The sequence below is a fragment of the Microcella indica genome (assembly GCF_013414345.1).
In the GTDB taxonomy this organism is placed as follows: domain Bacteria; phylum Actinomycetota; class Actinomycetes; order Actinomycetales; family Microbacteriaceae; genus Microcella; species Microcella indica.
Window position 1 is genome coordinate 2,016,405 of the sequence record NZ_CP058670.1, and the last position, 21,898, is coordinate 2,038,302.

The following is a 21,898-nucleotide window of genomic DNA, read 5'->3' on the forward strand; positions in this document are numbered from 1 at the left end:
CGGGTCACGGTGAGGTCGACGCCCCGGCTCGGTAGCCCACGCCGCGCACGGTCATGACGATCGCCGGGTTGTCGGGGTCGAGCTCGACCTTGGCGCGCAAGCGCTGCACGTGCACGTTCACGAGGCGCGTATCGGCCTTGTAGTGGTAGCCCCACACCTGCTCGAGCAGCATCTCGCGCGTGAACACCTGGTTCGGCTTGAGGGCGAGAGCGAGCAGCAGGTCGAACTCGAGCGGCGTGAGCGAGATCTGCTGGGCGCCGCGCGTGACCTCGTGCCCCGTGACGTTGATGAGCAGGTCGCCGATGCGCAGCGTCTCCACCGAGCTGTCCGGCGTGGGCCGCAGGCGAGTGCGGATGCGCGCCACGAGCTCCTTCGGATTGAACGGCTTCACGACATAGTCGTCGGCACCGCTCTCGAGCCCGTCGACGACGTCGGAGGCGTCGCTCTTCGCCGTGAGCATGATGATGGGCGTGCCGCTCGTCTCGCGGATGCGCGCGCACACGGCGATGCCGTCGAGACCCGGCAGCATGAGATCGAGCAGCACGAGATCGGGCTTGAGTTCGGCGAAGGCGTCGAGAGCCGCCTCCCCGTCATACGAGAAGTGCGTCTCGAAGCCCTCTGCCCCCAGAACGATGCCGATCATCTCGGCCAGGGCCGTGTCATCGTCGACGACGAGGATGCGCGCGGTCATCAAGCCTCCGCTCTGTCGGCACCGTCACCGGCAAGATTCGACCTATAGTCGCTCCAGCCTAGACGAGTGTGACAGCATACGTTCGATACGCAGAACGAGCCCGGCGAGAAGGACGACACGGTGACCAACGACTCCCCCTGGCAGTCCCCCGGCTGGCAGCCCTCGGGCAACGGCGACAGCAGCGATCCCGGCGGTGCGCCCGGCGCCTCTCCCGGGGGTTACGCACCCACTCCCGGCCAGCCCGCAGCCGGATGGACCCCGCCGCCCAAGCCCGGGCTCATCCCGCTGCGGCCCCTCGACTTCGGCACCATCCTCGGCGGCACCTTCCAGGTGTTGCGCCGCAATCCACGGCCCACCTTCGGCGCCGCTCTGCTCATCAACGCGCTCGTCGTCATCGTCACCTTCGGCCTCACCTTCGGGGTGAGCTTCTGGGCGGTCGACCGCGAGCTGCGGGCCTCCGCCGACGACCTCGACGCGGTCAGCGCCGGCACGGTCGGGCTCGTCATCCTCAGCGGCATCATCGCCGTCGCTGTCTCCCTCGTCGCCCAGGCCGTGCTGCAGGGCGTCATCGTGCTCGAAGTCTCGCGCGCCACCCTCGGCGAGAAGCTCACGCTGCGCGCACTCCTCGCCCGCGGGCGCGGCCGCTGGGGAGCCCTCATCGGCTGGACGGCTCTCCTGTCGCTCGCGCTTATCATCGCCCTCACCGTGCTCGTGCTGCTCATCGTCGGCATGGCCGTCGCCACGGGTCCCGCCGGCCCGTTCCTCGCCGTCGGCCTCGGCATCATCGGCGGCCTCGGCTTCGCCGTGATCGCGGCATGGCTCTGGATCAAGCTGGCGCTCGTGCCCACCGCGATCATGCTCGAGCGGCTCCCGCTCAGGGCGGCGATCCGCCGCGGCTGGACCCTCGTCGCCGGGCACTTCTGGCGCACCTTCGGCATTCTGCTGCTCGTCACCGTCATGGTGCAGATCGCCTCCGGGGTCGTCTCCTTCCCCTTCCAGCTCGCCGTCGGCTTCGGCGGGGTTCTCGTCAACCCGGCCGGCGACCCGACCGGCAGCATCGCGCTCATCATCGGCTCCAACGTGCTTCTCATCGCCATCACCGTCGTCATCGGAGCCATCGGCTCCGTGCTGCTGTCGAGCGCCACCGCGCTGCTCTACATCGACATCCGCATGCGCAAGGAGGGCCTCGACCTCGACCTGCAGCGCGTCGTCGAAGAGCGCGCCGCCGGGCTCGACCCGCAGGACCCGTATGAGGCCGCCGCCCGCCCCGACGCCCCGTACGGCACCCCGGGCGGCGCGTGACGCCGGTGCCCGGCTCGGCTCTCGGCAGCGCCGTGCACGCGCTCGCGACGTGGGCGCGCGCGCCCCTCGAACCCGATGCTCCGGATGCTCGCGACCTGCTGCTCGACGAACTCAGCGACCCGATCTACGCCGAGACGCAGCCCACGTGGTTCGACCTGCTCTCCCAGGCCGTGCTCGACTGGTTCGCCTCGTGGCAACTGGTCGGCGGCGACGGCCCGCCCGCGCTCGCCCTCGTCGTCATCGCCGTGCTGCTCGCGGTGGGCATCCTCATCGCGATCCTCCTCTACGGCCTGCCCCGCTGGCGCCGACGCAGCACCGTCACCGACGACCTCTTCGGCGAGACAGACCGGCGTACCGCCCGCGAGCTGCGGCGCGACGCCGAGAAGGCCGCGAGCGCCGGCGACTGGGCCACCGCGATCGCCGAACGCTACCGAGCGACCGCGCGCGGCCTCGATGAGCGCACCATCGTGAGCGTGCTGCCCGGCACCACCGGGCACGGCTTCGCCCGCGCCGCCGCCGCCCGCTACCCCGAGCTGCGCGCCCTGCTCGAGACCGCCGCCGACCGCTTCGACGACGTGCGCTACCTCGGGCAGGAGGGCGACGCCGCCGGCTACGCGCACGTGCGCGACCTCGACGAGCGGCTCGAGCGCAGCCCCGCGCCGCACGCGCGCATGAGCGGCGCGGGCACGGGTAGCGGCACGGGTGGCCGCACCGTCGACACCGCGGCGGTGCCCCGATGAGCCAGGTCGCCCCGGCCCCGGCATCCGCGGCCCCCGCCCCCGCCGTCGCCGAGTCGCTCGCGACGGTCGTCACCACGCCGACCGTGCGGCGCGTCGTGCGGCGCTCCCTCTACTGGGGGGTCGCCGTCGCCGGTCTGCTCGGCTTCGGCGTGCTCATGGTCGTGCTCAATGGGTCGGGCCGAGAGCTCGCTCGCTGGGGCGCCGACGAGGCCGCCCCGGTGGGCTCGCGCGCCGTACTCGAGGTGCTGCGGGCCGAAGGCATCGACGTCACCGCCGTCGGCACGCTCCAGGAGGCTCGCCGCGCGCTCGCGGGCGACGGCGCCGCCACGCTCGCCGTCGGCGACCCGCGCCTGCTGCTCGACGCCGAGCGCTGGGGCGAGCTCGACGGCCTCGCCGAGCACCTCGTGCTGCTCGAACCCCCGCTCTACGGCCTCGACGCGCTCGGCCTCGACGCGATACCCGGCGACCCGCTGGAGGAGCCGCTCGACGCCGACTGCGCCCTGCCGCTCGCGGACCGCACCGGCGCCGTCGACGCCGACGGGGTCGGCTACACGAGCGAGGACGGGCTCGCGTGCTTCACGGGCGATGCCGGCGCCGCCCTCGTGCAGTACGACGCCGCCGACGGTGTGGTGAGCGTGCTCGGCGCGGGGGGCGCCGTGCAGAACGACCAGATCACGCAGGCCGGCAATGCCGCGCTCGCGCTCGGGCTGCTGGGGGAGCATCCGCGACTCGTCTGGTATCTGCCCACGCCCGCCGACCTCACGAGCCCCAGCCTCGACGAGCTCACCCCCGGCTGGGTCAACCCGGTCGCCTGGCTGCTACTCGCCACCGGGCTCGCCGCCGCCGTCTGGCGCGGTCGCCGCCTCGGCCCCGTCGTCGTCGAGCAGCTGCCCGTCACCGTCAAGACGACCGAGACGATGGAGGGCCGCGCACGCCTCTATGCGCGCGACGGAGCCCGCCTGCGCGCCCTCGACGCGCTGCGCGTCGGAACCCTGCGTCGCCTCGCCGAGGGCCTCGCCCTCGGGCGCGCCGCCGGCGTCGACGACATCGTGCGCGCCGTCGCCGCCATCACTGGCCGATCGACGGATGCCCTGCGCCGCCTCCTCGTCGACCGCGAGCCCGACGGCGACCGCGAGCTCGTGGCGCTCAGCGACCAGCTGCTCGACCTCGAGCGCGAGGTGCTGCGGCGCGTCGCCCTCGATGATGCGCCCGACGCCGCCGACTCGACTCGAACACAGCCGCCGACCGGAAGAATGGACTCATGACCGCAGACCTCCGCAACCAGTTCGCCCAGGTGCGCACCGAAGTCGGCAAGGCCGTCGTCGGGCAGGACGGCGCCGTGAGCGGACTCATCGTCGCCCTCCTCACGGGCGGCCACGTGCTGCTCGAAGGCGTGCCCGGCGTCGCCAAGACACTGCTCGTGCGCTCGCTCAGCGCGGCGCTCGACCTGCGCACGACGCGCGTGCAGTTCACGCCCGACCTCATGCCCGGCGATGTCACGGGCTCGGTCGTGTACGACGCGAAGGCCGGCGACTTCGAGTTTCGCCCCGGGCCCGTGTTCACGAACATCCTGCTCGCCGACGAGATCAACCGCACGCCGCCCAAGACGCAGTCCGCCCTCCTCGAGGCCATGGAGGAGCGCCAGGTCACGGTCGACGGCGAGACCCACCAGCTGCCCCACCCCTTCCTCGTCGCCGCCACGCAGAACCCCGTCGAGTACGAGGGCACCTACACGCTCCCCGAAGCGCAGCTCGACCGGTTCCTGCTCAAGCTCGTGCTCGACCTGCCCGCCCGCGACGCCGAGGTCGAGGTCATGCAGCGGCACGCCGACGGCTTCAACCCGCGCGACCTCGCGGCCGCGGGAGTGACGGGCGTCGTCGACGCCGACGCGATCACCGCCGCCCGTGCCGCCGTCGCCGAGGTGCGCGCCTCGCCCGAACTGCTCGGCTACATCGTCGACCTCGCGCGCGCCACCCGGCAGAGCCCCTCGGTGAAGCTCGGTGTGAGCCCGCGCGGCACGACCGCGCTCCTCGCCGCCGCCAAGGCCTGGGCCTGGCTGCAGGAGGCCGAGGCGATCACGCCCGACCACGTGCAGGCCATGCTGCTGCCCGTGTGGCGGCACCGCATCGCCCTGCGGCCGGAAGCCGAGCTCGAGGGCGTCTCGGCCGACACGATCCTGCGCTCGATAGTGCAGCAGGTGCAGGTGCCGCTGTGACCGTTCGTCCCCGGATGCTCGGCTCCTCGGTGTCGGACGGCGACTAGTCGTGGCCGTCACCGGGTGGTTCGTGCTGCTCGTCGCCGCAGGCGTCGTACCCGTCGTGCTGCTCGTCGACACCCCCCTCGGCGCCGTCGGTGCAGTCGGGCTCTGGCTCCTCCTGTGCGTGTTGCTCGCCGCCCTCGACCTCGCGCTCGCCGCCTCGCCGCGGGGGGTCAGCCTCGAGCGGGACGCCCCCGGCAGCGTGCGCCTCACCGATAGCGCTCGCGCCACCCTGCTCGTCACCAACCCGGGCCGCCGCACTCTGCGCGGCATCATCCGCGACGCCTGGGAGCCCTCCGCGGGGGCGAGCCCCCGACGGCAGCGCCTGCGCGTGCCCGCCCGCGAGCGGCGCGCGGTCGTCACGACCCTCACCCCCTGGCGCCGCGGGGAGCGCCGCGCCGCGACCGCCACGATCCGAGCGCTGGGGCCGTTGCGCCTCGCCGGACGTCAGGCGAGCATCCGCGTGCCCGGCACCATCACCGTGCTGCCCGAATTCGCCTCGCGCAAGCACCTGCCCTCGCGGCTCGCGAAGTTGCGGGAGCTCGACGGGCGCACCGCCGTCATGGTGCGTGGCCAGGGTACCGAGTTCGACTCGCTGCGCGAGTACGTGCGCGGCGACGACGTGCGGTCGATCGACTGGCGGGCGACCGCGCGACGCTCGGGCGGTCCAGGGCCGAGCGGCGGACCCGCGCAGACGCTCATGGTGCGCACGTGGCGGCCCGAGCGCGATCGGCACGTCGTCATGATCGTCGACTCCGGCCGCACCTCGGCCGCGCGCATCGCCGATGAGACGCGCATCGACACGGCCTTCGAGTCGACTCTGCTGCTGAGCGCCCTCGCCGACCGCGCGGGCGACCGCGTCGACGTCGCCGTGTTCGACCGGCGCGTGCGCGGCCGCGTGCAGGGATCGCGCGGCGCCGAGCTGCTCACGCGACTCGTCGAGACCATGGCGCCCATCGACCCCGAGCTGCTCGAGACCGACTGGTCGGCCGTGCCCGCGCTCGTGCGCTCGATGACCTCGCAGCGCGCGCTCGTCGTGCTCGCCACGCCGCTCGAGTCGCCCGGCGCCACCCGCGCCCTCCTCGCGATGCTGCCTCAACTGACCGCGAAGCACCTCGTGGTCGTGGCCTCCGTCACCGACCCCGCGCTGCTCGAGGCGGCCGCGGATCGCTCGGATCGAGCATCCGTGTACCGCGCCGCGGCGGCCGAGCGCGCGCTTCTCGACGCCGAGCGCGTGGGTGCGGCGGTGCGCCGCCTCGGCGGCGACGTGGTCGCAGCCGCGCCGCTCGACCTGCCGCCGGCCCTCGCCGACCGCTACCTCGCCTACAAGGCCGCCGGCCGGCTGTAGCCCGCGCCGCCGCGGAGCCCCGCTGCGCCGACTGCGCGCCGCGCCACCTCCACAATTCAGGAGTCGGTGCCGCTGGCGGCCGCGGGACGGCTACTCGACGGCGTGTCGCGCGGCCTGCCACGCCGAGACTCCTGAGTTGTGGAGGTGACCGGCGCCCGTACGCACGCACGAAGGGGCCGGGCCCTCAGGCCCGACCCCTCACGTGCGACGGGTGCTACTTGGCCGCGGTCGGCTCTGGCACGAGCGTGTCGGTCGGCGACTCGATCGGGTCGAGGCCGTCGGCGACGCGCTGGCCGAGCGTCGCGTCGACGTTCGTCCAGTACTGGATGACCCGCTCGCGCAGCTCGGGAATCGTGACCGCCGACACGTGGCCGACGATGTTGCTCACGAGCCGGTCGCGCGCCGCGTCATCCATGACCTCGTTGACGAGCGCACGAGGCTGCACGAAGTCGTCATCCTCGGGGTGCAGGGCCGCGGCGGCGCGCACGAGCTCGCCGTCGCTCTCCCAGCCGCGGTCGTTGCCGTGCGCATCCGGGTCGGCGTGCGGGCCGCCGAACGAGTTCGGCGCGTAGACGGGCTCGTTCGCCGGGCGGAAGTGGTGCCGCATCGCGCCCTCCTTCGAGTAGCTGTTCGCCTCGCTCTTGGGGGCGTTGACGGGCAGCTCGGCGTGGTTCGTGCCGACGCGGTAGCGGTGGGCGTCCGCATAGCTGAAGATGCGGGCCTGCAGCATCTTGTCGGGGCTCGCCGCGATGCCGGGCACGAAGTTCGACGGCGCGAAGGCGGCCTGCTCGATCTGCGCGAAGAAGTTCTCCGGGTTGCGGTTGAGCGTGAGGCGCCCGACGGGGATGAGCGGGTAGTCGCCCTTCGGCCACACCTTCGTGAGGTCGAACGGGTTGAAGCGGTAGTCCTTGGCGTCGTCGTAGGGCATGACCTGTACCGAGAGGTCCCAGCTGGGGTGGTCGCCCTTCTCGATCGCGTCGAAGAGGTCGCGGCGGTGGAAGTCGGCGTCCTCGCCGGCGATCTGGTCGGCCTGCGCCTGCGTGAGCGTCTCGTGGCCCTGGTTGGTACGGAAGTGGTACTTGACCCAGAACCGCTCGCCGGCGGCGTTGATCCACTGGTAGGTGTGCGAGCCGAAGCCGTCCATGTGCCGCCACGACGAGGGCACGCCGCGGTCACCCATGAGCCACGTCACCTGGTGGGCGCTCTCGGGCTGGAGGGTCCAGAAATCCCACTGCATGTTGTGGTCGCGCAGGCCCGAGCCGGGCAGGCGCTTCTGCGAGCGGATGAAGTCGGGGAACTTGATGCCGTCCTTGATGAAGAACACGGGCGTGTTGTTGCCGACGAGGTCGTAGTTGCCCTCGCTCGTGTAGAACTTCAGCGCGAATCCGCGCGGGTCGCGCCACGTGTCGGGGCTGCCCTGCTCGCCCGCGACCGAGCTGAAGCGCAGCAGCGTCTCGGTCGTCGTGCCCTTCTGGAACACGGCCGCGCGCGTGTACTGGCTGACGTCCTCGGTCGCCTCGAACACGCCGAACGCTCCGCCGCCCTTGGCGTGCACGACGCGCTCCGGCACGCGCTCGCGGTTGAACTGCGCGAGCTTCTCGACCAGGTAGTGGTCGGTGAGCACGATCGAGCCATCGTTGCCGACGCTCTGCGAGTGCTGGTCGCTCGCGACGGGGGCGCCGCTCGCGGTCGTGGTGGGTTTCGTGGGCTCGGTCATCGTGCTGCTCCTTCAGTAGGGGTGGATGCGGCGGGCCCCGAGGGCCCCGCCTGGTCGGTCATGTCGGTCGTCGGGGTGCCGGCTGCTCGCGCTGAGGTCGACGAGTCGGATCCCGCGGTGCAGTCTGCACACAGACCCCAGAAGGTGACCTCCGCGGCCGCGATCGCGAACCCCTCAGTGGCCGAGGGCGTCAGACACGGAGCGTGCCCGACGACGCAGTCGACGTCGGTCACGGCGCCGCAGCTCGAGCACACGGCGTGGTGGTGGTTGTCGCCGACGCGCAGCTCGTAGCGTGCGGCCGAACGGGCCGGCTGGATGCGCCGCAGCACTCCGGCCTCGGCGAGGTCGCCGAGCACGTTGTGCACCGCCTGCAGGCTGAGCCGCGCCGGCGAGCCGGTGAGAGCCTGGCGCACGGTCTCAGCGTCGGAGTGCGGCATGCGCTCGAGGGCGTCGAGCACGGCGAGCCGCCCGCCCGTGACGCGGAGTCCTGCGCTGCGCAGCAGGTCGCTCGAGTCGTGGGGCATCGCCCCCACCTTAGCCCCTTATCGTGAACGACTCAAGAAGAATGGCGCGGCGGGCGCGCCACGCGAGCACGACTGTGCTCGTCAGTGGCAACCGTGCCGGCACGAGCGGGCACGGTTGCCACCAACGGGCACAGTCGCGGGATTGGCGGGCGACGACGGCGGCTCAGTCGGCGACGACGACGCGCGCACCGCGGCTCAGCGGGTCGAGGTCACCCGTCTCGCCGTCGCGGAAGGCGCGTCGGCCGAGCATCCACTGGTAGGCCAGGAAGGCCGCGAGCGCGACCGTGCCGATGCCGATGCGCACGACCTCCGGCCACTCCTGCCGCGTCACGTAGCCCTCGATGATGCCGCTCACGAGCAGTGCTGCGACGAGCCCGCCGATCGCCGCGAAGAAGGCCCGGCCGTCCTCGGCGAGCGCCTGAGCGCGCGTGCGCGAGCCGGGTGCCACCCACGACCAGAAGATCATGAGTCCCGCGGCACCCGCGACGAAGATCGCGTAGATCTCGAGCTGGCCGTGCGGGGCGATGCTGAGGAAGAAGACGTCGAGGCGATCGAACTCGGCCATGATTCCGGCACTCGTGCCGATGCCCTGCGCGTTCTGGAACAGCACGACCGGCACCCAGAACCCGACGATGCCGAAGGCGACGCACTGCGCCGCGATCCACGCGTTGTTGCTGAACACCTGCAGGCCGAAGACGGCCTCGCTCGACTCCGAGTAGTAGCCGACGAAGTCCTCCTCGGCGTAGCTCCGCAGCTCCTCGTACGGACCGAGAGCCGCGACCACGTCGGGGTTCGTCGCGACCCACACGGCATACAGCGAGGCGACGGCCGTGAAGGCGACCGCGATCGCGATCGTCAGGTACCGGATGCGGTACAGCGCCGCCGGCACTTCGCGCGTCGCGAAGCGGGCCAGTTGCGACCACGGCTCGGCCCCCGCGCCGGTGAACCGCAGGCGGGCTCGCGACAGCAGGACGCTGAGCCGCGCGGCCTGCGATACCTGCCCCGCGCTCGTCGTGATGGCGGAGAGCTGCGTCGTGCCCGCCTGGTAGTGGTCGATGAGCTCGTCGGAGTCGCGCCCGGCGAAGCGCCGCTGACGCGACAGCTCGCGCAGGCGGCGCCATTCGGCGTCGTGCGCGGCGGAGTAGGCGTCGAGATCCATCTGTTTAGATGATGCCATGTCGACTGCACAGAACACCGCGAGTGCGCAGAACCTCGCGACTGAGCAGACCCGCGCGAGCGGGCAGACCCCCTCGAGTGCGCAGGCGACCCGTGGCGCGTATGACTCCGAGAGCGAGCTGCTCACGGGCGAGGCCGTCGCCCTCGAGCTGCGCCCGGCGAGTGTCATCGCCCGCATGGCCGGCGGCATCATCGACTACCTCACCTACATCATCGCGACGGGTCTGCTGCTGTGGCTCATGCTCTCCGCCGCGGGGGCGATCGGGCTGCCGGAGGCGCTCTTCGCCGCCGTGAGCATCGCGTGCGTCTTCCTCGGCGTCGTGCTCGCGCCCGCCGTCGTCGAAGCGGCCACGCAGGGCAAGTCGCTCGGCCGTCTCGCGCTCGGCGACCGCATCGTGCGCGATGACGGCGGGGCGATCGCCTTCCGGCACGCCTTCATCCGCGCCTTCGTCGGGTTCTTCGAGATCGTCATGACGTTCGGCGGCGCGGCCGTCGTCGTGGCCCTGCTCAACCCGCGCGCGAAGCGGCTCGGCGATCTGCTCGCGGGCACGTACAGCCAGTACGAGCGTGTCGCCGCCGAGAATGCGGTCGTGTACGGCGTGCCCGTGCAGCTCACCGAGTGGGCGGCCACCGCAGACGTGGCGCGGATGCCCGACGGGCTGTCCCGCCGCATCGCCCAGTTCTTGCGGCAGGCGTCCGGGCACACCGGGCCGACCCGCGAACGTCTCGCCACGAGCCTCACGGCCGAGGCCGCGCTGTACGTCTCGCCGATGCCGAACATCGACGTCGCGCATTCCAGCCCGGAGCAGCTCAGCCCCGAGCTGTTCCTCGCGGCCGTCGCGGCGCTGCGTCGCGAGCGCGAGGCGACAGGGCTGCGTCTCGAGCAGGCGCGCCTCGCCGAGCTGCAGCCCACGCTCGCCGCGCTGCCGCACGGGTTCCCCGACCGCGGGTAGAGCATCCCCGCATCTGGTCCAGACCACCGCAACCGTGCGCGGCACCCGCGCGCCGAATCAGGCGCGGGCGAGGGCCTCGTCGGTCGCGAACAGGTAGTTGCGCGTGCCGAGCTCGACGGCGGGGACGCGAGTCCACGTGCCGCCGCGCCACGTGTAGAGGCCGTACTCGGGCCAGCGCTCGTGGATCGAGGCGACGAACCCGTCAGCGTCGCGCCCGTACCGCGCGAGGTGGCGATCCTCGATCTCGAGCAGCAGGCTCGGCAGGTCGCGGTTGATCATCTTCGCCGCGCCCTCGATGACCTGCGGCTCGAAGCCCTCCACGTCGACCTTGATGAAGGAGACGGGCCCGATGCGCTCCGCCTCGACCCAGTCGTCGAGCGCGGCGATCGGCGTGAGCCAGTGGCGCACCATCTCGCGCGCACCCAGCGGCGCGGCCCCCTCGGTGAGGTGCGCGCGACCGTAGATCGGCAGGCCGAAGAACAACGGCAGCCGCATGGTGAGCTGGCCCTCCTCGCGCCCGACGGCCGAGGGGTTGACGCTCACGTGCGGTGCACCGAGGATGCGCCGCCAGCGACGCAGAGTGCTCTGCTGCCGGGGGTGCGGGTCGAAGGAGTCGACGCGGCCCGCCGAGCCCACGATGTGCGCGAGCGGGATCGTGTACATGCCGTGCGCGGCACCCACGTCGATGACGCGGTCGCCCTCCTTGACGAGCGCGGCGAGCCCGCGCAGCTCGGGCTCGGCCCACTTGATGCGGCTCGCGAAGAGCATGAGGTCGTGGCCGAATCTGAGCCGGGTCGAGACCCCGCGCGTCTCACGCTGCATGTCGATGACCATCGTTCTCTCGGTTTCCGGCTCCGTGGTCGACTCTAGTAGCGGTAGTGATCGACCTTGTACGGGCCCTCGGATGGCACTCCGATGTACTGCGCCTGCCGCGGGGTCAGCGTCGTGAGGCGAGCGCCGAGGGCGTCGAGGTGCAGGCGGGCGACCTTCTCGTCGAGGAACTTGGGCAGCACGTACACGCCGGTCGGGTACTGGTCGAGGCGCATGTGCAGCTCGAGCTGGGCGAGCACCTGGTTGGTGAAGGAGGCACTCATGACGAAGCTGGGGTGCCCGGTCGCGTTGCCGAGGTTCATGAGGCGGCCCTCGCTGAGAACGAGGATGCTCGTGCCGGTCGGCAGGCGCCACTCGTGCACCTGCGGCTTGATCTCGATGCGCTCGGCGCCGGGCAGGCTCTCGAGCCCGGCCATGTCGATCTCGTTGTCGAAGTGACCCACGTTGGCGACGATGGCGAGGTGCTTGAGCTTCTGCAGCTGCTCGACGGTGACGACGTTCTCGTTGCCGGTCGCGGTGACGAGGATGTCGATGTCGCCGAGGTGGTCGTCGAGCCGCGCGACCTGGTAGCCGTCCATGGCCGCTTGCAGGGCGTTGATCGGGTCGATCTCGCTCACGATGACACGCGCGCCCTGCCCGCGCAGAGCATCCGCTGACCCCTTGCCCACGTCCCCGTAGCCGCACACGAAGACGGTCTTGCCGCCCATGAGCACGTCGGTCGCGCGGTTGAGGCCGTCGGGCAGCGAGTGGCGAATGCCGTACTTGTTGTCGAACTTGCTCTTCGTGACCGAGTCGTTGACGTTGATGGCGGGGAAGAGCAGCTGGCCCTCGCGGTGCAGCTCGTAGAGGCGGTGGACGCCCGTCGTGGTCTCCTCGGTGACGCCCTGGATGCCCGCCGCGATGCGCGTCCAGCGCTGCGGGTCGGCCTGCATCGAGTCGCGCAGCACGCTGAGGATCACGCCGTACTCGTGGCTGTCGCCCGGGGCGGTGTCGGGCACGGCCCCGGCGGCCTCGAACTGCACGCCCTTGTGGACGAGGAGGGTGGCGTCACCGCCGTCGTCGAGGATGAGGGTCGGGCCGACCGGCGCTCCGGCCTCATCGGTGCCGAAGTCGAAGATCTGCTGGGTCGCCCACCAGTACTCCTCGAGCGTCTCGCCCTTCCAGGCGAACACCGGCGTACCCGTGGGCGCGTCGACCGTGCCGGTGCGGCCGACGACGACCGCGGCGGCCGCCTCGTCCTGCGTGGAGAAGATGTTGCAGCTCGCCCAGCGCACGTCGGCGCCGAGCGCGACAAGGGTCTCGATGAGCACGGCCGTCTGCACGGTCATGTGCAGGCTGCCGGCGATGCGGGCGCCGGCGAGGGGCTGGTGCGGCCCGAACTCGTCGCGCAGGCTCATGAGGCCCGGCATCTCGTGCTCGGCGAGGCGAATCTGGTGGCGGCCCGACTCGGCGAGAGAAAGGTCGCGCACGCGGTGCGGAACACCCCCGCCGCTCTCGACAGTCAGTTCGGGGCGCGCGGGGGTCTGGATGCTCATACCTGCCATTCTGTCAGGCCCGAGCCGAGCATCCGGTACGAATGTCGCCGCAGGAACCGGCAAGTGTGCCCGCATGTGGCATGTGTGCGGCGCAGAGCAGGCTCAGTTGCCGCTGGCGAGCACAGTTGCGACGGGGCCGGTGCGCGGCGGCGGTCGGCTACGCGCGGATGAGGGCGAGAACCTCGTCGCGAATGGTGGCCATGAGCTCGGGCGCCTCCGCCTCGGCGTTGAGGCGCAGCAGCGGCTCGGTGTTGGAGGGGCGCACGCTGAACCAGTACCACCCGGCGTCGCCGTGGCCCGTGAAGAACAGCCCGTCCAGCTCGTCGATCTCGGCTCGGCCGTGGAAAGCGTCGACGATGCGCGTGTACGCGGCCGGCACGTCGTCGACGACGGAGTTGATCTCGCCGCTCGCCGTGTACGGCGTGAACTCGGCGGCGAGCTGCGAGAGCGGGCCTTCGTACTGACCGTACTGCGCGATGAGGTGCATCGCCGCGAGCATGCCATTGTCGGCACCCCAGAAGTCGCGAAAGTAGTAGTGCGCCGAGTGCTCCCCACCGAAGATCGCGCCCGTCTCGGCCATGCGGTCCTTGATGAGCGAGTGCCCGACCTGCGTGCGCACGGGGGTGGCGCCGGCGGCGGTGATCGTCTCGGCGACCGACCTGGAGGTGATGAGGTTGTGGATGACGTGGATGCTCGTGCCCTCCTCGCCCGCCGCCTCGAGCCGCGCCTGCTCGCGCCGGATCTCGCGCAGCGCGACGATCGCGGCGACCGCGCTCGGCGTCACGGGCTGCCCCAGCTCGTCGATCACGAAGCACCGGTCGGCGTCGCCGTCGAAGGCGAGGCCGATGTCGGCTCCGTGCTCGAGCACGGCGGCCTGCAGGTCGCGCAGGTTCTCCGGCTCGAGCGGGTTCGCCTCGTGGTTCGGGAAGGTTCCGTCGAGCTCGAAGTAGAGGGGGATGATCTCGAGCGGGAGCGCCGGCAGGCCTGCGGCTGTGCCCAGCACGGCGGGAACGGTCATCCCGCCCATGCCGTTGCCGGCATCCACGACGATACGGAGCGGCCGTACGCCACTGAGGTCGACGAGTTCGCGCAGGTAGGCGGCGTAGTCGGGCAGCACGTCGCGGTGCGACTCGGTGCCGGGCGACTCGACCGCGGGCACGGCGCCCGCCTCGAGGTAGGCCTGGGCGCGGTCGCGGATGCCGCGCAGCCCGGTGGCGAAGCTCACGCCCTGCGCGCCCGCGCGGCAGAACTTGATGCCGTTGTAGGTGGCGGGGTTGTGGCTCGCCGTGAACATCGCGCCCGCAGCGGCATAGCGGCCCGAGGCGAAGTAGCTCTCGTCGGTCGAACAGAGCCCGAGGTGCACGACGGAGGCTCCGCGCGCGGTCGCGCCACGGGCGAAGGCGGCGACGAACCCGGGCGAGGAATCGCGCATGTCGTGGCCGACGACAACTTCCTGGCCCGCGAGCCCCAGCTCATCGACGAAGCCGGCACCGAGCGCTTCGACGACCTCGTCGGTGAGCTGGGTGCCGACGAGCCCGCGAACGTCGTAGGCCTTGATGAACGCGCTGAGATCGGGGATCGAGGTCACGGCTCCAGCGTAGCCGGGCTCGAGCCGAACCCCGTCGGGGCGGCGCCGCGCCTCAGCCGGTCTCGCCGAGCACGCTGTAGCGCACGATCTGCCAGCCGTTGGGGGCCGAGAGTCGCTGGGAGTGCCGCTCGCACAGGTCGTAGCTGTGCGGCTCCGCCCGCGCGCTGAGCGGGCCGAGCACGGCCATCGAGTCGGCGTAGACGTACGTGAGGGTGCCCGTGGCGGGCTCGCTGCACGCGACCTTGCTGCACGGGCGACCGTTCATGATGAGGCCAGCATAGGCCGGGTGTGCGACGTTGCGACGGTAGGCTGACCGGGTGGCACGAGCGAGCAGGCAGTACCCGAGCGCGCGCGCCCGGGCTCGGCACGGGCGCGCCGGTCGTTCCGCCCTCACGGGGCCTCATCTGCCGCTGGTGAACACGCGCCGCGACCTGTTCGAGTCGACGGTGCGGGCGAGTGCCGACTACCTGGTCGATCTGTGGCCGCACGAGCTCTCGACGCTGTCGATCGAGGTGCTGCCGATGCCCGATCAGCCCGCGCAGGTGGAGGGCGTGGCCCGCTGGCGGGTCGTGCCGTCGCGCTCCCTCGTGGTGCTCTACCGCATCCCCATCGAGCGCATGAGCCGCCTGCACCGCGACGACGACTGGCATCGGCGCCTCATGGTGGAGAGCTGCGTGTTCCGCGCGGTGGGCGAGCTCATCGGCAAGGACCCGTGGGAGCTCGCACCCGACCGCTTCCGCCACTGGTAGCGGCGGGTCGGGCTGCGGCGACGGCTGACGGCTGACGGCTGACGGGCAGGCTACGGGTAGACGGTCACGGGCTGCGCCGCGAGCGGCGGGGCCAGGATGCGCGTGCCCGCCATGAGCCCATCACCGCGGTAGCTCACGCTCGCGTGCAGTACGCCGTCGGCCGCGAGCCGCACGCCGACGTTGGCGGCGGTCTCGAGCACGACGCTCTGGCCTGCCGGCACGAGCACCTCGCGCCGGTCGACGGTCGCCGTCACGTCGCCGTCGGGTGCGTACAGGTGCAGTCGCGCGCTCACGCCGCCCGGGGTCGGGGCGATGCTCGTGAGCACCTCCTGACCCGCCTCGAGGGCACCGGTCGGCACGAACCACGCGATGTCGAGGCCGCTCGCGCCACCCGTGGTCGTGCGGCCGGCGACGACGAGCGGCTCGGTCGCGTCGACGACGACGGCCCAGTCGCCGTCGGGCAGGTCGGTGAGGGGCAGGTCGAGCACGGCTCCCGCGCCGACGGTCGTCGTGATGACCTGCCCGGTGCCGCCGTCGGCCGGGCGGAGGGTGACGGTGACGTCGGAGTCCGTGTCGCCCGGCACGAGCATCCGGAGGGTCGTGAGGGCGTCGCCGATGCCGTCGCCGGTGGCCTGCTCGAGAGCGAGCTGACTGCCCACAACGGGCAGTGCGGGAATGACGTGGCTGGTGGAGGGCCGCTCGAGCGGGGTGACGAGCGCCACCCCGGAGGGGTCGAGACCGCGCACGACGGACTGCTGCAGGTGCGCGGCGATCGACCCGCCGCTGCTGTCGACGGCGATGACGGGCGAGGCCTCGTCGACGGCGATGCCCGCGAGGGGCAGAATGCGCTGGGTTCCTGCCGCCACGATGATGCCGCTCGTGCCAGGAGCCTCGAGCAGACCGCGCTCGCCCCACACCCGCAGGTCCACGGTCGCGTCGACCTCGCCCGGGTTGGTGAGCACGATCCACGTGGTGCGGCCGACCTGGGTCGAGCCGCCGACGAGCCAGGCGGTGCGCTCGGCGCGCCCGCACTCGGCGGCGGCGAGGCCGCGCAGGTCGGCGGTGGCTACGCGCGTCGACTCGGCTGCGGCGACCGCCGTGTCGGGGGCGTCGACCGGCAGGGTCACGGCGACGGCAGCACTCTCGAGCGCATCGCTGGCCGGAACGGTCGACTCGACCAGGCCCGTGCCGACGCTGCGGCGCTGCGGCTGCTGCGCGACGGTGAGCTGCGGATCGTCGCCCCGCGTGAGGCCGAGCACTCCCCCCGTGCAGACGACGGTCTGCGCTGACCGGTCGGGCGTGACCGCGAGACCTGCGGTGTCGAGGGCGAGGTCGCGCACGGGCGCGAACAGCACGACCGCGCCAAGGGCGACCGCGGCGGCCGCGCCGGCGAGAGCGAGCCCCGCGCGCCCGGTGGCGGCGAGGATGCGCTGGGTCACGGTCATGACCGCCCTCCCGTCGGAGCACCCGAGGGGTCGGCGCCGAACTCGCTCTCGAACTCGTCGTCGGCCTCGAAGGTGGGGGCCGGCTCGTCGAGCACCGAGTCGGAGCGCGGGCGCCGCGGGCGCAGACTCGTGGGGATCGCGAGCAGCAGGGTGAGGGTCAGGATGCCGAGCTGGGTGACGAGGATCGCGTCCGCCCCCGGGCGCTCCGGCGCGATCCCGGCGCGAGCGTCGTCGGCGGCGCTGTCGGCAGCACTGTCGGCAGCGGCGACGCGCCACAGTCGACCGACCGAGGTGTCGCCGACGGGCTCGAGCTGCGCGGTCGCGTCGAGGGCGGCGCTCGAGGAGGCGGCTAGAACGGCCGCCTCATCACCCGTGATGCCTGAGGGCGGCGCGAGCAGCACGAAGCGCACGCCGAGGGCGTCGAGGGTCTCGGTGACGTCGCGACCGCTGGCTGCCGCGAGGTTGGCGACGAGCTCGGCGAGCTGCTCGCGCTCGGCGATCGCGGCGAGCGTCGCCGCCGCGGCGCCGCCCGTGCCGGCGACGGCCGCGAGGTCTCCCTCACCGCTCGTGCCGGGCAGGCCCGAGCCGAGCAGCGACCGCGTCGTGAGCATCGTGCGCTGCTCGATGAGGGTGAGCCCGGTGCCGCGGTCGATGCGGGCGGCGAGCCCCGCCTGCGCTGCGTCAGCCGCCCCGCTCACCGGAGTGAGCACGAGGGTGCCCTGCCCGGGGTCGTCGGCGGCCTCGGCGGCGACGAGCGCGGGCAGCGTGCGGTCGGGGCTCGGGGCGACGGCGGCCGTGCCCAGCAGCAGCGCACCGAGCACCGGCAGCACGACGACGGTGCCGCCGAGGACGGCGAGCAGGCCCGGATACGCGGCGCCGCGCCGCAGTCCGTCGAGGCCGACGACCGCGGCGAGGGTGAGCCCGAGCCAGTAGAGGCCGAGCGCCGGAGCGACATCGAGCCCGACGGCGATGCCGCCCACGGTCGCGAGCGCCATGCCGCTCACCGCGAGCGCGGTCAGCAGGCCGGCGGCGGCGAGGCCCAGCGGTACGAGCCCGCGCCGACCGCGCCGCAGGGCGAGGCCGAGCAGGGCGAGCACGGGCAGCACGGTCACGAGCGCCGCGACGACGAGGAGCGCGACGATCGGCGGCGTGCCCGCGGGCAGGAGCGCCGTGAGCGGCTCGAGCACGAGGCGCAGGTCGGGCCAGCCGAGCAGCAGCCCGACGCGAGTCTGCTCGCCCGTCGCCGACGGCAGGCCGGGGTCGGCGAGCAGGCCAAGAGCGGTGCCCCGCAGCACCTGGTCGATGACGAGCGGCGTCCACAGCGCGGCGGCGGGCACGATGAGCGTGAGCAGGCGACCGATGCGGCGCGGGTGCAGCACCATCCACGCAACCCACGCGAGCAGCAGCGCGGGCACGAGCGTAGGAGCGGCGGCCGTCACGATTGCCGCGCTGAGGCCCGCGACGGCGGCGGCGCTCCACGAGCGAGGGGCGCGCGCAGCGCTCGCGACGAGCCACGGCAGGGCGAGGTGCGCGACGACCGCGGCGACACGGCCCTCGGCGAGGCTCACGAGCAGAGTCGGCGAGAGCGCCCACAGCCACGCGGCGACCGCGGCAGGGCCGGCGCGGCGCACGAGGCTCGCGGCCGCCCACCACGCGGAGAGCCCGGCGAGGGGCACGGCGGCGATCCACAGCACGACGAGCGAGAGGGAGGGTTGCCAGGGCGTGAGGGTGCCGAGCAGGGCGAGCACGAACGCGAAGGGGTCGGCAGCGGCATCCTCGGTGGCGGTCAGGCCGCCCCAGAGGGTCGCGAGATCCGGTGCCAGGGGCGCGAGCGCGCCGCCCAGCAGGGCGGGCGCGCCGAACAGGGGCGATGCGGCGATCGCGCCGATGAGGGCGAGCACGGCGACGATGAGGCCGCCGCCGGGCAGGAAGTCGGGGCGCGGCGGTCGGTCGTCCTCCCGGGCGCTCAGCAGGGCGTCCTGCGCGATGGCACGGCGGCGGCGCACCTCGTCGCGCGGCATGCGCAGCGGCTCGATCGCCGCCCAGCCCACCGTCCGGCTCCTCGCCAGCCGGGAGCGCGCGCTCGAGACCGCGGTGCCGGAGAACGCGACGGCGAGCGCGGCGACGAACTCGCCGATCACGAGTGTCGGCCGCTTGCGCAGCAGGTGCAGGATCGAGCGCAGCAGAGCCAGCGGCAGAAGACTCAGCCAGTGCAGCGGCACGGCCGGCAGGGGCGCGTAGACGAGGCGGCGGTGCAGCTGTGCGCGGCGGCGCCAGCGCGCCTCCACGCGCGCCGGCAGGGTGGGCGGGGTGCCGTTGCGGGCGAAGAGCGGCGTGCTCTCGTGCACGAAGACGCGTGCGTGCGGCACGACGACGATACGGTGGCCGGCGAGGCGGATGCGCACGCCGAGGTCGAGCGACGCATCCACGTGCGGCAGGGCCGGGTCGAAGCCTTCCACGTCGTGCCACGTGGAGCGCCGCACGAGCATGCCCGCCTCGCCGACCGCGAGCACGTCGCTCGTGCGGTCGTGCTGCGCCTGGTCGAGCTCGCGCTCGGCGAGCGCGATGCCCGCACCATACGCGGTCATCGTCTCGCCGAACTCGGCGATCATCGTCGGCTGGTCGGCGTCCATCTGCTTGGGGCCGGCAGCGGCGACGGACGGGGCGATCTCGACGGCGGCGAGCAGGCGCTCGAGCGTACGGCTGTCGGGCGTCGTGTCGTGGCGCAGCAGCCACAGCCAATCCTCGACGCCGCCGTAGGGCGAGGAGGTCTGCTCGGGCGCGGGAAGGGCTGCGACGGCTCGGTCGACGAGCTCGCCGAATCCGAGTGCCGCGCCCGCGGTGACGAACTGGGTCGGGGCGATCGACGCGAGGGCGGCCGTGACCTCGTCGTCGCCGGCGGCGTCGACGACCACGAGATGGTCGGGGTGGCGGGACTGCTCGGTGAGAGCATCCAGTGTCTGCTGCAGCGGTTCGCCGCCTCGGCGGGCGATGAGAACGGCGGTGACGCGCGGTTGCATTCCTTAGGCGCGGCGTCGAAGCTTGCGGCGCTCCCGCTCGGAGAGCCCGCCCCAGATGCCGAAGCGCTCGTCGTTCTGCAGGGCGTACTCGAGGCACTCAGAGCGCACCTCGCACGTTGTGCAGATCTTCTTCGCGTCGCGGGTCGAGCCGCCCTTCTCGGGGAAGAACGCTTCGGGGTCGGTCTGCGCGCACAGCGCGTCGGCCTGCCAGGCGAGGGCGCTGTCGTCATCGTCGGTGTCGCGCGCGCGCCGCACCCCGGGCACTCCCAGTCGAACCGGGTCGACGAACCAGTCGCCGGGTACCGTGTTGCGGTATTTGCTCATGTGATGCTGCCCTCCCCCGTCACGTGGCGGACTCTGCCGCGTGTGCCCTAATTACACTCGTGTCATTCGCTCGCGTCAAGTCGCGGGATAGTAAAAGGTTCGACTGAGTATTCAGGGTTGCGACGCGCCGGGAAAAGTGCAAGCGCGGCGAGGGATGCTCAGCAGAGGCTGCCGTCGAGCACGCGGTCGCTCAACACGGCCTTGCCGCCGAGCGCGTAGATCTCTCGCACGAACATGCCGGAGATCTCGCGGTAGTTGTCGAGGCTCAGGCAGCGCTGCGTGCTGAGGTAGATCGGCGCGCCGAGCGCGGCGGCGAGGGGGCCGCCGGCGAGGGCGTCGGCGAAGCCAGCGCCCGTGGCGAGGAAGGCGTAGTCTGGCGCGCTGTCGCGGAAGAACGCCTGGTTCATGATGAGCGCCGTCTCGTAGCGGTCGGCGCCGCCGAAGCGGTCGACGTCCGGCGTGCTGGGCAGAGCGTTCAGCGACGATGCGATGCCGCTGGAGACGCTGCTCGTGCCGCCCGCGATGGCCACGTACTGCGGCGCGATGCCGCCGAGGAAGGTGCGGGTCGCGACGTCGAGCGAGGAGCGCTGACCATCGACGAGCACGACCGCGCCGCCGACGGAGCTGATCGCCGCACCCGCCGAGAGTGCGTCGGGGAAGTTGCGCCCCGTCGCGACGGCGACGCTCTCGATCGTGCCCGGCCAGGCGTCGGCCACGATCGCTCGAGACGTGTCGTAGCGGTCGACGCCGGCGATGCGGTCGACCTCGGCATCGGGCAGCAGGCTGCGCACCGTGCTCACGACGCTGGAGCGGATGGCGGCGGTGCCGCCGACAATGACGACGCGGTCCGGGTCGAGGCGGCGCAGCTCGGAGCGCACGATGCTCGGCACGGCATCGGGACGCGTCAGCAGCAGCACGCCGCCGTTCGCGGCCGCTGCCGGACCAGCGGAGAGCGCATCGGCGTAGCCGAGCCCGTTCACGAGGTAGACGACCTCGGCGCCGCCGGTGCCGGTGAGGGCCTGGGAGATCGCGACCGAGGTCGCGTACCGGTCGTCGCCGGAGATGCGGCCGCCGGCCAGCTCGATGGGGGCGACCGTGATGGTCGGGACTTCGCTGGCGACATCTTCGTTCAGTACGAACGTGTCCGCCTCGAACCAGAACTCCTGATCGTTCCAGTACTCCTTGCCCGGCCCGTCGGTGTCGAGCGTGAGCACTTCGAGCCGGTATCCACCCGCAGGCAGGCCGAGCACGCTGAAGTCCCCGTCGCCGTCGAAGCTGCTCACGGTGTCTTCGAGGAAGTACTGACCCGAGTCTTCGCGCCAGAACCGCACGAGCGTGTTGCCGGTCGTCGCGGGCTGCGTCGCCCCACCGCCCGCGGCGCTGATGAGGATGCGCCCGGTCACCTCGCCGGCAGCGGCGGCGGTGAGGCCCGGCGTCGGCGAGGGCACGCGGCCACCCGCCCCCGGGTCGGCCGCAGGGGTGAGCCCGGCGGGCGGGGCCGGCTCGATCGTGCGCGCCTGGGCGGGCAGGGCGCCGAGGGGCACGAGGAGGGCCGCCACGGCGACGGGAGCGAGCACGCGGGCGAGGAGTGACGAGGGCACGGCGATCCATTCGGAGTGAGGAGCGACGCGCGCTCTCGAGCATTTCTCCGACTCTAGTGGCGGTGAGTCTTGCTCGGGTGTCCCACTTTATGGGGAC

Annotated in this window: 19 protein-coding genes; 7 read left to right on the top strand and 12 right to left on the bottom strand. The window is 72.6% G+C overall.

Going from position 1 to position 21,898, the window contains the following annotated elements; genetic code table 11:
* Positions 1-4: 4 nt before the first annotated feature.
* Entirely contained in the window at positions 5-691 is a 687-nt protein-coding gene (gene mtrA / locus HUJ41_RS09855) for an MtrAB system response regulator MtrA (protein ID WP_179872408.1), read from the bottom strand.
* 120 nt (positions 692-811) lie between these two features.
* On the opposite strand from mtrA, the gene HUJ41_RS09860 reads away from it, so the two are divergent.
* Genes HUJ41_RS09860 through HUJ41_RS09880 form a run of 5 tightly spaced genes read left to right on the top strand, consistent with a single transcriptional unit; the run spans position 812 to position 6,338 of the window.
* On the top strand, positions 812-1,993 hold the full coding sequence (locus HUJ41_RS09860; RefSeq protein ID WP_179872409.1) for a hypothetical protein: 1,182 nt from the start codon (positions 812-814) through the stop codon (positions 1,991-1,993).
* Positions 1,990-2,733: a DUF4129 domain-containing protein gene (locus HUJ41_RS09865; RefSeq protein ID WP_179872410.1), complete on the top strand. Its 744-nt coding sequence runs from the start codon at positions 1,990-1,992 to the stop codon at positions 2,731-2,733. The genes HUJ41_RS09860 and HUJ41_RS09865 overlap by 4 nt, the downstream gene beginning before the upstream one ends.
* On the top strand, positions 2,730-3,998 hold the full coding sequence (locus HUJ41_RS09870; RefSeq protein WP_179872411.1) for a DUF4350 domain-containing protein: 1,269 nt from the start codon (positions 2,730-2,732) through the stop codon (positions 3,996-3,998). Before HUJ41_RS09865 ends, HUJ41_RS09870 begins: the two co-directional genes overlap by 4 nt.
* The gene (locus HUJ41_RS09875; protein WP_179872412.1) at positions 3,995-4,948 is read left to right on the top strand and encodes an AAA family ATPase; all 954 of its coding nucleotides are present in this window, start codon (positions 3,995-3,997) and stop codon (positions 4,946-4,948) included. Before HUJ41_RS09870 ends, HUJ41_RS09875 begins: the two co-directional genes overlap by 4 nt.
* A 49-nt stretch (positions 4,949-4,997) precedes the next feature.
* Entirely contained in the window at positions 4,998-6,338 is a 1,341-nt protein-coding gene (locus tag HUJ41_RS09880; protein WP_179872413.1) for a DUF58 domain-containing protein, read from the top strand.
* Between the two features lie 214 nt (positions 6,339-6,552).
* Here HUJ41_RS09880 and HUJ41_RS09885 read toward each other — a convergent pair whose 3' ends face one another.
* From HUJ41_RS09885 to HUJ41_RS09895, 3 genes are all read right to left on the bottom strand, one after another.
* The gene (locus tag HUJ41_RS09885; RefSeq protein ID WP_179872414.1) at positions 6,553-8,055 is read right to left on the bottom strand and encodes a catalase; all 1,503 of its coding nucleotides are present in this window, start codon (positions 8,053-8,055) and stop codon (positions 6,553-6,555) included.
* On the bottom strand, positions 8,052-8,579 hold the full coding sequence (locus tag HUJ41_RS09890) for a Fur family transcriptional regulator (protein ID WP_179872415.1): 528 nt from the start codon (positions 8,577-8,579) through the stop codon (positions 8,052-8,054). Before HUJ41_RS09890 ends, HUJ41_RS09885 begins: the two co-directional genes overlap by 4 nt.
* A 163-nt stretch (positions 8,580-8,742) precedes the next feature.
* A complete protein-coding gene (locus HUJ41_RS09895) occupies positions 8,743-9,738 on the bottom strand; it encodes a stage II sporulation protein M (RefSeq protein ID WP_179872416.1) in 996 nt (331 codons plus the stop codon).
* 16 nt (positions 9,739-9,754) lie between these two features.
* Between HUJ41_RS09895 and HUJ41_RS09900 the strand changes: the two genes are divergently transcribed.
* Positions 9,755-10,708, top strand: coding sequence for an RDD family protein (locus HUJ41_RS09900; RefSeq protein WP_179872417.1), 954 nt, complete (start codon positions 9,755-9,757; stop codon positions 10,706-10,708).
* 57 nt (positions 10,709-10,765) lie between these two features.
* On the opposite strand, the gene HUJ41_RS09905 is transcribed toward HUJ41_RS09900, so the two are convergent.
* The 4 genes from HUJ41_RS09905 to HUJ41_RS09920 form a co-directional block, all read right to left on the bottom strand.
* Positions 10,766-11,530 (bottom strand): FkbM family methyltransferase, encoded by a 765-nt coding sequence (locus HUJ41_RS09905; RefSeq protein WP_179872418.1) that lies wholly within the window; start codon positions 11,528-11,530, stop codon positions 10,766-10,768.
* 44 nt (positions 11,531-11,574) lie between these two features.
* The gene (gene ahcY / locus HUJ41_RS09910; RefSeq protein ID WP_179872419.1) at positions 11,575-13,074 is read right to left on the bottom strand and encodes an adenosylhomocysteinase; all 1,500 of its coding nucleotides are present in this window, start codon (positions 13,072-13,074) and stop codon (positions 11,575-11,577) included.
* Positions 13,075-13,231: 157 nt separating this feature from the next.
* Positions 13,232-14,662, bottom strand: a complete 1,431-nt coding sequence (locus tag HUJ41_RS09915) for a phosphomannomutase/phosphoglucomutase (protein WP_179872420.1) — start codon at positions 14,660-14,662, stop codon at positions 13,232-13,234.
* 52 nt (positions 14,663-14,714) lie between these two features.
* The gene (locus HUJ41_RS09920) at positions 14,715-14,927 is read right to left on the bottom strand and encodes a DUF3499 family protein (RefSeq protein ID WP_152582427.1); all 213 of its coding nucleotides are present in this window, start codon (positions 14,925-14,927) and stop codon (positions 14,715-14,717) included.
* A 52-nt stretch (positions 14,928-14,979) separates the two neighbouring features.
* On the opposite strand from HUJ41_RS09920, the gene HUJ41_RS09925 reads away from it, so the two are divergent.
* Positions 14,980-15,411: a metallopeptidase family protein gene (locus HUJ41_RS09925; protein WP_152582428.1), complete on the top strand. Its 432-nt coding sequence runs from the start codon at positions 14,980-14,982 to the stop codon at positions 15,409-15,411.
* 50 nt (positions 15,412-15,461) lie between these two features.
* Here HUJ41_RS09925 and HUJ41_RS09930 read toward each other — a convergent pair whose 3' ends face one another.
* The 4 genes from HUJ41_RS09930 to HUJ41_RS09945 form a co-directional block, all read right to left on the bottom strand.
* Entirely contained in the window at positions 15,462-16,856 is a 1,395-nt protein-coding gene (locus tag HUJ41_RS09930; RefSeq protein WP_179872421.1) for a DUF5719 family protein, read from the bottom strand.
* Positions 16,853-19,876 (bottom strand): glycosyltransferase, encoded by a 3,024-nt coding sequence (locus tag HUJ41_RS09935; protein ID WP_179872422.1) that lies wholly within the window; start codon positions 19,874-19,876, stop codon positions 16,853-16,855. Before HUJ41_RS09935 ends, HUJ41_RS09930 begins: the two co-directional genes overlap by 4 nt.
* Before the next feature lie 3 nt (positions 19,877-19,879).
* Positions 19,880-20,200: a WhiB family transcriptional regulator gene (locus HUJ41_RS09940; RefSeq protein ID WP_152582431.1), complete on the bottom strand. Its 321-nt coding sequence runs from the start codon at positions 20,198-20,200 to the stop codon at positions 19,880-19,882.
* Between the two features lie 158 nt (positions 20,201-20,358).
* Positions 20,359-21,801, bottom strand: a complete 1,443-nt coding sequence (locus HUJ41_RS09945; RefSeq protein WP_179872423.1) for a cell wall-binding repeat-containing protein — start codon at positions 21,799-21,801, stop codon at positions 20,359-20,361.
* Positions 21,802-21,898 lie beyond the last annotated feature (97 nt).